Source organism: Streptomyces sp. NPDC058964, from assembly GCF_042741275.1.
GTDB lineage: Bacteria > Actinomycetota > Actinomycetes > Streptomycetales > Streptomycetaceae > Streptomyces.
Genome location: NZ_JBHYKH010000265.1, coordinates 1,198 through 12,363 on the forward strand (window position 1 = coordinate 1,198; position 11,166 = coordinate 12,363).

An 11,166-nucleotide genomic window follows, 5' to 3' on the forward strand; every position below is an offset into this window, starting at 1 on the left:
GCCGCCAGCAGCCCGACGAGGACCGAGCGTCTGCGCATCGCGGAACGCCGCACGGCAGGCTCACGCAGCCGCGAATCCGCGCTTGAGCGCCCCGGCGATCTCCACGGCGCGACGCGTCTGGTGCTCGATCGAGGCGAGGGTGGCCTCGTCGGCGGTCGCGTTGTCGTACGAGACGTGGCCGGTGCCGTAGGGGTTGCCGGTCTTGACGTGGAACTGGACCGCGTCGGTGTAGCCGGGCGGGACGATGATCGCGCCCCAGTGGTAGAAGGTGTTGTTCAGCGCGAGCAGCGTGCTCTCCTGGCCGCCGTGCGTCTGCGACGTGGAGGTGAACGAGGAGACGACCTTGTTCGCCAGCTTGCCCTGCGCCCACAGGCCGCCCGCGGTGTCGATGAACTGCTTGAGCTGCGCGGTCGGCAGACCGAAGCGGGTCGGCGTGCCGAAGAGGATCACATCGGCCCAGTCCAGGTCGTCCAGGGCGGCGACCTCGTCGTCCTTGGTCTGCGCGTGGTGCGCGGCCCACGCCGGGTTGGAGTCGATGGCGGCCTGCGGAGCCAGCTCGGCCACCTTGCGCAGACGCACCTCGGCGTCGGCCTTCTTCGCGGCCTCGGCGGCGGCCGTGGCGAGGGTGTGGACATGGCCGGTGGAGGAGTAGTAGATGACGGCGACGTTCGTCATTCGAGCGTCCCTTTCTGGTATGGATCCGGTGACCGCGGAAAACATTTCCGCAGTCACCGGAAAGCCGGCAATCGTGGTCGGGTTACTTCGTCAGATGGGCCGTGACTTCGTCAGATGCGGGTCCGGAAACCCGGAACACGGGCGCCGGGAGAACCCGGGACGCCGGTGTCAGGAGACCCGGGACACGGGTGTCAGGAGACCCGGAAATTGGCCATCATCCCCATCGCCGAGTGGTCGAAGAGATGGCAGTGGTAGAGGTACGTGCCCCGGTACCCGGTGAAGGTGGCCTGGAGTTTCACCGTCTCGCCGGCCAGGATGCTCACGGTGTCCTTGAGTCCCGTTTCGAACCCCTCGGTGACCGGCTGCCCGTTGCGCTCCAGGACGCGGAACATCACCAGGTGCATGTGGAAGTTGTGCGGGGCGAGCTGGTTGGTGTTGGTGACCGTCCACACCTCGGTGGTGCCGTAGGCGATCTCGGTGTCGATGCGGTCGGGGTCGTACGTCCTGCCGTTGATGTAGCCCATCGGGTCGGCCCTGCCGTCCTCGTCCATGCTCAGCTCGAAGCGGCGGTTCACGGTGGCGGCCGGCAGGGGCGGCAGAGTGCGCAGGGTGCTCGGAACCGAGCTGTTGTCCGTGGCGGTGCGCGTGACGTCGAAGCGCATGACCTTGCCGGTGTGCTCGACCGGGCCGGGACCCAGACCGTTCTCCAGCACCACCTGGCTGCCCACCGGGTAGCGCGAGAAGTCGACGACGATGTCGGCCCGTTCGCCGGGCGACAGCCGCACCACCGTCGCCTGACAGGGTGCGGCGAGCAGACCCCCGTCACCGCCGATGAGCGTGAACTCCGAGCCGTCGGACAGCTTCAGGTCGAAGAAGCGCCCGTTGCTCTGGTTGAACACACGCAGCCGGTACTTGCGGGCCGCGACCTCGAAGTACGGCCAGGGCTTGCCGTTGACGAGGATGACATTGCGGTTGGGCCAGTCGTCCATGGCGTACACGAGCTGTCCCGCCTGGTCGAAGCGCGCCTCGCGTAGCGCGATCGATACGTCGAACTGGCCTGACGGCAAAGGCAGTTGCTGCTCCGTGTCGTCGGTGAGCAGGTAGTGGCCGGACAGTCCGCGGTAGACGTGTTCGGACTCCTGGTGGTGGGCGTGGTCGTGGAACCACAGGTTGGCGTGCGGCTGCTGGTTCGGGTACGTGTACGTCTTCTTGCCGCCGGGCTGGATCAGGTCCATCGGGCCGCCGTCACTGGACTGGGGGACATGCGCCCCGTGCAGGTGTACGGAAACCGGCTGACCGAGGTCGTTGGTCTGCTCGACGACCACGCGCCGGTCGGATCGTGCCTTGATGAGCGGGCCCGGGAACTTGCCGTTGTAGGTCCGGACCGTGGTGGCGGGCATGCCGGGCAGGACCGCCGTGGCGACCTCCTTCATGGTCATCCGGTAGTAACTGGTCGTGCCCGACACCGAGTACGGCGCCAGCACCGGCGGAATCGGCATCCTGACCGCGAACTTGGCGATGCTGCCCGGGTCCAGGTCGGCCGGTCCGCCGCCGGCGGCCGGACCCCCCACGGCCGCACCGGCGGCGGCGGGCCGCAGGACCGAGATCCCGAGCCCCGTCAGCCCGAGACCGCCGGTGACGGCGGCACCGGACACGAGAAACGAACGGCGTGCTATCACGATTTCCCCCAAGAGATACGCATCTGGCCGTGCGCGGCACATCAAAGACGCAGCAGGGGAAATCTGGCCGATTCAATCGGTTCACTCTGTCATGTCGCGCCCCACCTGCAGCGACCCGCGCGGTGCGCCCGAGGGCTCTGGCTGGATTCCGCTTCCGGCGCGCAGACACACTCCCGGCGCGGTCAGCGAGAGCAGGGAGACGGCGATGCTCTCCATCACTTCCGGGCTGGAGCGGGGGAGGTGGGCGAACAGTGCGCTGTTGGCCTTCCCGCTTCCACCGTCGTCCGCCGATGGCTCGACGACGTCGTGATGGGCGTGGATGAAGGACGCGTGAGGCTGCACGATCGACTCCTTCTGTCGGGATCTGCCGACGCTAGGCAGCGCACGGGGGAGGGGACGGCGGACCGGGCCCGTCTGTGTCAGGTCACGGGGACTCCGTCATCGGCGCGCACCGCCACCCGGCCGAAATGACACAGTGGCCGGGCTCTCGTTGTCGCCGCCTCCTCTCGGTGGCGAGCCTGTCGGAGCCCGGGCCGGCCCCGGCTCCCCGTCCGCAGCGTCGTACGAGAGGACTCCGAGACTCCGATGCAGGCACACATCCCGGGATCGAAGAGCGTCACCAACCGGGCCCTCGTCCTCGCCGCCGCACATCGCACCAGCCGGCTGTCCGCACCGCTCGTCAGCGACCACACCATCGCCTTCCGCGACGCGCTCACCGCGCTCGGCGCGCGGGTGACGACGGCATCGCACACGCGCGCCTCGAGGAGTCCGACCGCATCGCCGCGGTCGCCGAGAACCTGCGGGCGCCGGGCGTCACGACCGAGGTCGGCCACGACCGCGTCACCGTCTTCCCCGGCCCCACCCGGCCCGGCCCGACCGGGCCGGACCGTCTGCCGTCGCGATCACCGCAACGCCATGGCCTTCCGCGCCCTCGGCCTGCGCGCCCGCGGCGTCACCCTCGACGACCCCGGCTGCGTCTCCACGGCCTTCCCCGGCTTCCACACAGAACCGAGCAGGCTCTTTCCGGACCCGTTCACCCCCACCGACCTTGAGGAGCACCGTTGAGCAGGCTGCGCTGGCTGACCGCGGGGGAGTCCCACGGCCCCGCCCTCGTCGCGACGCTGGAGGGCCTTCCCGCCGGCGTGCCGATCACCACGGAGATGGTGGCGGTCCACCTGGCCCGGCGCCGGCTCGGTCATGGACGCGGTGCCCGCATGCGGTTCGAGCGGGACGAGGTCACCTTCCTCGGCGGTGTCCGGCACGGTCTGACGCTGGGTTCGCCGGTGGCGGTGATGGTGGGCAACACCGAGTGGCCGAAGTGGGAGCAGGTGATGGCGGCCGACCCGGTGGCCGGGGAGGTGCTGGCGGGGCTGGCGCGCAACGCGCCACTGACCCGTCCGCGGCCCGGCCACGCCGACCTGGCCGGTATGCAGAAGTACGGCTTCGACGAGGCGCGGCCGGTTCTGGAACGGGCGTCGGCACGGGAGACTGCCGCGCGGGTGGCCCTGGGCGCGGTGGCGCGGTCGTACCTGAAGGAGACGGCCGGGATCGAGGTCGTCTCCCATGTGGTCGAGCTGGCCGCGGCGAAGGCGCCGTACGGCATGTATCCGACCCCGGCGGACCTCGAGAGGCTGGACGCCGACCCGGTGCGCTGCCTGGACGCGGACGCCTCGAAGGCGATGGTCGCGGAGATCGACCAGGCGCACCGGGAGGGTGACACGCTCGGCGGGGTGGTCGAGGTCCTCGCCTACGGCGCGCCGGTGGGCCTGGGCTCACACGTGCACTGGGATCGGCGCCTCGACGCCCGGCTCGCCGCTGCGCTGATGGGCATCCAGGCGATCAAGGGTGTCGAGGTCGGCGACGGGTTTGCGTCGGCGCGCGTGCCGGGTTCGAGGGCGCACGACGAGATCGTCACCGCACCCGGGGGCATCAGGCGGGCGACCGGCCGTTCCGGCGGTACGGAGGGCGGATTGTCGACGGGGGAGCCGCTGCGGGTGCGGGCGGCGATGAAGCCGATCGCGACGGTGCCGCGGGCGCTGCGGACCGTGGACGTGACCACGGGTGAAGTGGCCCGGGCGCACCACCAGCGCTCGGATGTGTGCGCCGTACCGGCGGCCGGGATCGTCGCGGAGGCGATGGTGGCCTTGGTGCTGGCGGACGCGGTGGCGGAGAAGTTCGGCGGCGACTCGGTGACCGAGTCCCGCCGCAACGTCCAGTCGTACCTCGGCAACCTGGCGATGCGGTGAGTGCTGTCGCTACTGCCTCCCCCGTGCACGACGCCCACGGCTCTTCTCTTGCCGGTGACCGACCACCGTCCCGGCTGCGCATGTCCTAGTAGTTCTTGGTCGGGTTCCTTCGTCGGTGGCGTGCCCGGTTGACGGGTGGTGGAGGACTTCGCGGCGGAGATGCTCGAGCCGTTCGCGCGGGCGGATCAGCGCCGTTGGGGCCAGGTGTGTCCGCGGGGCCTGCTGCTGGTCGGGCGGCGCAGGTCGGTGGTGCCGATGGCCGCCCGGCTGGGTGATGACGGCAAATCGGCAGGCCCTGGGCGCGGGAGGCCGCGGCCGCCATCGCTCACGGCTGTCTGCGCGCGCTGTTCACCCCACCGGGCGGGCTGTCACGGTCGGCGGGGCCCGCGTCGACCGTCGCGTGTGTGCGGCGCGGCTCGACGCGGGCCCCGGGCGGACGGTGACCAGTTGGGCCGGATGCCGCGTCCGGAGGCGAAGTGCATCCGCCTCGACGCAGGATCCTGACCATGCGGATGCTCACGGTGCTCCCGTCCTGTCGTCGGCCGGTTCGGCTCGGCGGTGTGCGTCATGCCATATGCGCGGCTCTTGTCTGTGGCGCCGTGCTGACCGCGGCCACGGCGTGCGGTCACGGGGCCGAGCGGAAGAACTCCGGCGGCGCACCCGGCGCGGCGTCCGCCTACCCGGCTCAGACTGTGGGCACGCGCCTTCCGGGCATCGGGGGACGGATGTGGCGGCAGATACCGGACGGCACCAGGCAGGCGGTGGTCGTCTACGGCGATCGCCCGGATTCACCCGACAGCCTCGTCGTTCTCTATCAGAAGCGGGGCTCGACCTGGCAGCAGACGGCTAGCTGGCCCGCGCACAACGGCAGGCTGGGCTGGACAACCGACCACCGCATCGACGACGAGCGCAGTCCCGTCGGCGTGTTCACCCTCACCGACGCGGGAGGCACACTCGCCGACCCCGGAAGTCGGCTGAGGTACTGGCAGGACGACAACGCCTACGCGTCCATGCTGAACCCGGAACAAGCCCACCTCCACGACTTCGACTACGTCATCGCCATCGACTACAACCGGCTCAGAGGTGTTCCGCCCTTCGACTGGAGCCGCCCTGACGGGGTGGAAAAGGGCGGTGGAATCTGGCTCCACACAGACCACGGCGACGGCACATCGGCATGCGTCACCGTGTCCGGTCCCGCAATGAAGACCCTCCTGCGCACCCTGGAGCCGGCGCAGCATCCCGTCGTGGTGATGGGGGACCGGGAACACCTCAAGTCCTGAGGTCCGTGCGACTGTCGCTGCCCTGTCCGGGGCACGTCCGCATCACCGGGCGGTGGACAGGTCCGGCGGCCCCGGTACGCCCGTTCGCGCTCAGAGCCCGCTGCCCGAACCAGGCCCACCCGGTGGCCGCTCTGCGCGGAGCGGGGGCGTCGGCGGAATGCAGGGGCCCATGCCTGGACGCTTCTCGAGCCCGTGTCCGACCCACCCAGAGCTGGGCGTGGAGGTCGGCGGCCGCTTCACCCGGTCCCGGCGCCTCCCGGAAGCCGGTGACTGAGGCAGACAGGGAAGGCGTCCCAGAGGCATCGGATGGCCCGGCTGGACGAGGGCGGCGGCGATCACGGCGTCACGACGCGTCCTTCGCTCCTGCGGGAGCTCGTACCGTCGCGGGCCGGCCGCCGCCGCAGCGACCCACACCGTTCAGCGCCGCCGCACCGGAGGCGCTGAGCGCGAGGCCCGGATGTCACCCCCGGGACGACGCCGTCAGGCGGCGGTGACCGTGACCGCCGCCTGCCCGCTTCCCTAGGCGCCTGCCGCGGCTTCGGGGCCGGTGAGGTCCTGTTCCGCCCAGATGGTCTTGCCGCTGCTGTGGTACCGGGTGCCCCAGTGGTGGGAGCACTGGGCGACGAGGAAGAGTCCGCGTCCGCCCTCGTCCGTGGTGGCGGCCCGGCGAATGTGCGGTGACGTGCTGCTTCCGTCGCTGACTTCGCAGATCAGCATCCGGTCACGGATGAGCCGGAGCCGGATCGGCGGCCCTCCGTAGCGGACGGCGTTCGTGACCAGCTCGCTGACGATGAGTTCGGTGGTGAAGGCCAGCTCTTCCAGGCCCCACCGCTGCAGCTGGCGCGAGGCGAGTGAGCGGGTGTCGGCGACGACGCCGGGATCCGGGGGGACGTCCCATGTGGCGACCTGGGCAGACGGGAGGCTACGGGTGCGGGCCAGGAGCAGCGCCAGATCGTCGTGCGGGGACAGGTGCGCGCCCGCCACGTCGGCGAGACTCCGGCAGAGCTCGTCGGGAGGCAGACCGTCCTGCCTGATGATCGCGCAGAGGTGTTGCTGCAGCGGTCGATCGTCAGCGCCGTCCTGGAGAAGGTTTCGCGTGTGGAAGAGGAGAGTGCTGCCCTCGGGGAGCTCGATCTCGAGGGGTTCGAAGACGGCATCGCCCAGCCCGAGGGGCTGGTTGGACGGGATCCTCGGGAAACGCACCTGACGCGCCGGTTCGGCGACGGCCGGCGGGGCGTGTCCGGCGCTTGCCATGACACAGCGGCGCGAGATCGGGTCGTAGATCGCGTAGAGACAGGTCGCACCCACGAGCCCGTCCATGATGGGAGCGGATCCGGAAGTACGGGCGCGCTCGACGAGTCGCGGCACCATGTCGTCGAGCCGGGCGAGGACTTCCTCGGGGGCGAGATCCATTTGCGCCAGGGTGCGGATGGCCGAACAGATCTGCCCGGTGCAGGCGGCCGCCTCGACGCCCGTACCGGGTATGTCGCCGATGGCAAGGGCCACACGGGCACCGGACAACGGAATCACGTCGAACCAGCACCCGCCCACGCCCGTGTGCGTCAGGGCGGGCCGGTAGCAGTACGCGACGTCCGCCGCACTCTGCGTGGCCACGTTGTGCGGGAGCATGCTCTGCTGGAGGGTGACGGCTGTGCTCCGCTCACCGGTGTAGCGACGGGCGTTGTCCACGCAGACGGCGGCCCGCGCCACCAGATCCTGCACGAGTATCAGGTCGTCGTGCTCGAAGGCGTTCGGGCGGGCCGCCGTGCGATACAGGTGCGCCAGTCCCAGGATGGTGTCCCTGGCCCGCAGGGGCACCACCATGAGCGAATGCGTCTCGTGCGCCAGCAGCGCCTGTGCCCGGGGATCGGGGGAGCCCCGGACCCAGTCGGCGTCCGGGTCGACCACCGGCACGAGCGCGGGCCGTCCGTCGGCGAGGCTGCGCGCGTGCGGGGTGCCGGCGGGAAAATCCTGTACGTCGCCGATGCGGCGCAGCCTCGCGGTGAGGGCCGGATCCGAGGCCGTGCGCGCCGCGAGACGCAACGTGACCCCCTCGGTGCCGGGCGGGAGCGGCTCCTCGCCCGCCGTCACACCGTCCAGAAGATCGATCGAGGCCAGGTCGGCCACGTACGGGACCAGGACATCGGCCAGCTCCGCAGCCGTACGTGTGACGTCGAGTGTCGTGCCGATGCGGGTCGCGGCCTCGTCGAGCAGGGCCAGACGCTCCTGGGCGCGGTAACGGTCGGTGATGTCGATGATCATGTCGGTGACGCCCATGGTCCGGCCGTCCGGACTGGTGAGGGCGTACGACGACGCCACCCAGACGTGTTCGGTGCCGGGGTCGGCCGGGGTGTAGCCGTGGTGCTCGGAGCCGGCGATGGACACTCCCGTCTCCAGGACCCTGGTGAGACGGCGCTCGATCGCAAGGGTGTCGAGATCGGGCAGAACCTCGCCGAGCCGGTGACCCAGCAACCGTGCGTTCGGAACTCCGTGAATGGCTTCGAGCGCGGGATTGGCCCGGATGACGCGCAGCCCGGTGTCGAAGACGGCCACACCGATCGGCGATTGCGTGAACAGCGCGTCGAGGACGGCCAGATCCTCCTCACGCGGAAGCAAGCGCTCGGGCTGGGCGCTTTCCGGGCCATATGGTGCTTGCGCCGGACTCTCCATCCCACTGGTCCCGTCAGTCGGCCGGGGTCTTCCTCGGTGCACGTGCCTGCTGCGGCGGGGCGCCGAGGTCGACCCGGTGTGCGGTCCGCGGGGCCACTGCGGGGCAGCCGAAGGATGCGGTCCCGGCCTGCCGTCGTACTGACCTGTGGCCGCTGTCCGAGGTGCGTCCTGGCACCATTTCTCCAGCCTAGACGGCCCGCGACGAGCTCCGCGCGATGAACGCCCCGCTCCGTCACGGGCCGGCCGTCAACGTGTCAGGTGCACGACGTCGGAGGACTTGAGGACGTGCCCCTCGTCATCCAACGCCTTGACCTGGAAGTACGGTCCTTGATCGTCCGTCGGGACCGCCGTCTCGAAACCGGTCCGTTCGGCGTGCCGCACGACTACCGACAGCGCATGGGGGTCCGGTCCTGCGAGCACCCGCCACGCTCTGGTCTGCGTCGAGCCGTTCCAGGAGGCGTAGACGACGCTGTTCCCCTTGTCGGTCTTCGCCGCTGCGCTCGGCGGGTAGTAGGGCTTGCCGACCCACTTGTTCCGGAAGGCCCGGTACGAGATGTTCGAACCCGGCATCTTGGCGTCGTAGAGCAGGTTCTCCGAGCCGTTGCCCTCCGTGTTTCCCGCGTCGGCGTACTCCGAGTAGTACGAGCTCTGGCCCCATCCGATGAACTTGTTGCCGCCGGCCAGCGCCTGGGTGTTCCCTTGGGACGCCGAGAACAGCGGTGGCTGGTGGTAGTAGGTCCGCGCGGCGGTCGCGTGGTGGTCGTCGAAGTCCAGGTCCAGGATGAGGCCGTGGGACTCCTGTTCCGGTGTGCCGCCCGGCTGGTTGCAGCAGCCGTCGTCGAACAAGCCGATCTTGTTGTTCGGCCCGAACCGTGCGTCGTGCTGCCAGTAGAAGTCCGCGTCGGGGCCGAAGGTGAAGTCGCTCTCCCTGCCCCCGAGTTGCCAGTGGGTCTTGCCCGTCCTCTTGGAGATGTCGTAGATCGCCCAGAAGTTCCGGACCGAGATCAGCAGCTCCCCGCCGGGGCCCTCGTCGATCGAGTTCAGGTGGTAGGCGTCCCATACCCCGTCCGACGTGGCCGCGTCGGAGGCCGGCACCTCGGACTCGGCGGGGTTCAGGTGGTCCAGCAGGTCCCATGAGAAGACGAGCTTGCCCGATTTCAGGTCGACTTCCTGGATCTCGCTGTCCAGGATGGCTCCGTTCGCCGGACCCCCGTAGGGGCGGAGGTCCATGGGGACCGGCTTGGTCGCGATGAACAGCGCGGTCCCCCTGCGGGTCAGGAGGAATTCGTGCTCGTCCGCGTTGAAGCCGTGACGAGCGGAGACCGTGGTGATCAGACGGTACTGATTGTCGTAGATGTAGTAGCACCCGCCCGGTTCGGGAGCGCCGCCCGGCAGGTTCGTGTACGTGGGCGGAATGGCGATGGATCCCTGCCACCAGGTCAGCACCGGCTGCGACGTTCCGGTCCCGGGATGGTGATAGGTCTGAACCTTGAAGTCGGCGTTCTGGAGGTCGGGGGAGTGCAGGGGGCGGAACCAGACCGGATCGCCGGAGTCGTCGGAGATCAGTGCCCCCGTCTGACCGACCACCGCGGCACCGATGGCATAGGGGCCGACGAAGATCTTGCCGGGGGCCGTCCCGGGCTCGTGCGCAGTCACCGTGACCCGCTGGGGATGAAGGCCCGGCTCGGAGACGAAGCTCCATACATCGCTGCCCGAAGTGATCGGCGGCGGAGTGGTCGCACTGCCGGTCGGGGGAGCGGGCTCCGTCGCGCACAGCCGCGGCCGGTCCGGTGGCGGACCCGCCGCGGCGGGGGGCGAGCAGATCGGGAAGACGAACGCCAGAGCGAGCGCGCAGGCCCCTGCGGTGCGGCCGAGCCCTCTCTTGGCACCGCGAGCCCCTGGCTGCCGTTCCGTCATGTTCCGTCTCCTTACGGCTCCGTCTCCGTCTTGAGCTGTTGCCCCTGGTGACGGTAGGTGCGGCCGCCGGTCTGTGCCTGTTATGGCCGTGCGGTGGGGGCCATTTGGACGCGGTGGTGGCGCCACCTGCAGAAGGAGATGGAGGCCGTCTCCCCCGTCCAGCCCCTGACCGAGGCCAGGGTGCCGCCCGATGCGGCGGGCAGCTGACCGGGCAGTGCCCGGCCCGGGGTCTCGGCGGTCGTCTCGGTGGTCTTCGCCAGCGCCTGGCGGGCCGGGCTGCCGTCATCGTCGGCGGACTCGTGTCCTCGACGCGGCCGTGGCCAACACCTCCCTGGTCGGCCTGCGAACGATGTGCGCCTGGTGCTGTCGGGGCACCTCCCTCTCCACCAGATGCTCGATTTCAACACCCGACGCCCGCCCCAGCTGACCGTGGGCTCCTCGGGCGGACCGCTGGACTGCGGCCCGATCTACGCCAGCGTCGGGGACAGACAGTCAATCGGTAACGCCGCGGCAGCCAGCTCACGTTGAGCACGAGTCCCACCGACAAGTCGTTCACCTGCCGCTGAGCGGACCCGGTTGGCACGGCTGTGGCCCCGCCCGGCAGCTTCCGTTCTAGTGGTCGTCGCAACACCCCAGTTCAAGGGGTGCGATGGACTTCGAGATCCGGAAGGATCGGCGGCCTCAGGGGCCGAGGAGGTT

At 70.2% G+C, this 11,166-nt stretch carries 9 protein-coding genes; 4 read left to right on the forward strand and 5 right to left on the reverse strand.

Annotated features, from left to right (window positions below; all coding sequences use genetic code 11):
- Positions 1-60: 60 nt before the first annotated feature.
- From wrbA to ACFW2E_RS27965, 3 genes are all read right to left on the reverse strand, one after another.
- On the reverse strand, positions 61-675 hold the full coding sequence (wrbA, locus tag ACFW2E_RS27955; protein WP_384469835.1) for an NAD(P)H:quinone oxidoreductase: 615 nt from the start codon (positions 673-675) through the stop codon (positions 61-63).
- A gap of 191 nt (positions 676-866) precedes the next feature.
- A complete protein-coding gene (locus ACFW2E_RS27960; protein WP_384469836.1) occupies positions 867-2,330 on the reverse strand; it encodes a multicopper oxidase family protein in 1,464 nt (487 codons plus the stop codon).
- A gap of 105 nt (positions 2,331-2,435) precedes the next feature.
- Positions 2,436-2,696: a hypothetical protein gene (locus ACFW2E_RS27965; protein ID WP_384469837.1), complete on the reverse strand. Its 261-nt coding sequence runs from the start codon at positions 2,694-2,696 to the stop codon at positions 2,436-2,438.
- 243 nt (positions 2,697-2,939) lie between these two features.
- Between ACFW2E_RS27965 and ACFW2E_RS27970 the strand changes: the two genes are divergently transcribed.
- The 4 genes from ACFW2E_RS27970 to ACFW2E_RS27985 all read left to right on the forward strand — a co-directional run bounded on the left by ACFW2E_RS27970 (position 2,940) and on the right by ACFW2E_RS27985 (position 5,880).
- Complete coding sequence (locus tag ACFW2E_RS27970) at positions 2,940-3,419, forward strand: hypothetical protein (protein WP_384469838.1); 480 nt, start codon at positions 2,940-2,942, stop codon at positions 3,417-3,419.
- Positions 3,416-4,600, forward strand: coding sequence for a chorismate synthase (aroC, locus tag ACFW2E_RS27975; protein ID WP_384469839.1), 1,185 nt, complete (start codon positions 3,416-3,418; stop codon positions 4,598-4,600). Before ACFW2E_RS27970 ends, aroC begins: the two co-directional genes overlap by 4 nt.
- A 159-nt stretch (positions 4,601-4,759) precedes the next feature.
- A complete protein-coding gene (locus ACFW2E_RS27980; protein WP_384469843.1) occupies positions 4,760-5,104 on the forward strand; it encodes a transposase in 345 nt (114 codons plus the stop codon).
- 221 nt (positions 5,105-5,325) lie between these two features.
- The gene (locus tag ACFW2E_RS27985) at positions 5,326-5,880 is read left to right on the forward strand and encodes a L,D-transpeptidase family protein (RefSeq protein WP_384469840.1); all 555 of its coding nucleotides are present in this window, start codon (positions 5,326-5,328) and stop codon (positions 5,878-5,880) included.
- Positions 5,881-6,399: 519 nt separating this feature from the next.
- Here the strand turns inward: ACFW2E_RS27985 and ACFW2E_RS27990 are convergent.
- Both ACFW2E_RS27990 and ACFW2E_RS27995 read right to left on the reverse strand, forming a co-directional pair.
- On the reverse strand, positions 6,400-8,496 hold the full coding sequence (locus tag ACFW2E_RS27990) for a SpoIIE family protein phosphatase (RefSeq protein ID WP_384469841.1): 2,097 nt from the start codon (positions 8,494-8,496) through the stop codon (positions 6,400-6,402).
- Between the two features lie 300 nt (positions 8,497-8,796).
- Positions 8,797-10,467: an arylsulfotransferase family protein gene (locus ACFW2E_RS27995; RefSeq protein WP_384469842.1), complete on the reverse strand. Its 1,671-nt coding sequence runs from the start codon at positions 10,465-10,467 to the stop codon at positions 8,797-8,799.
- Between the last annotated feature and the right edge of the window lie 699 nt (positions 10,468-11,166).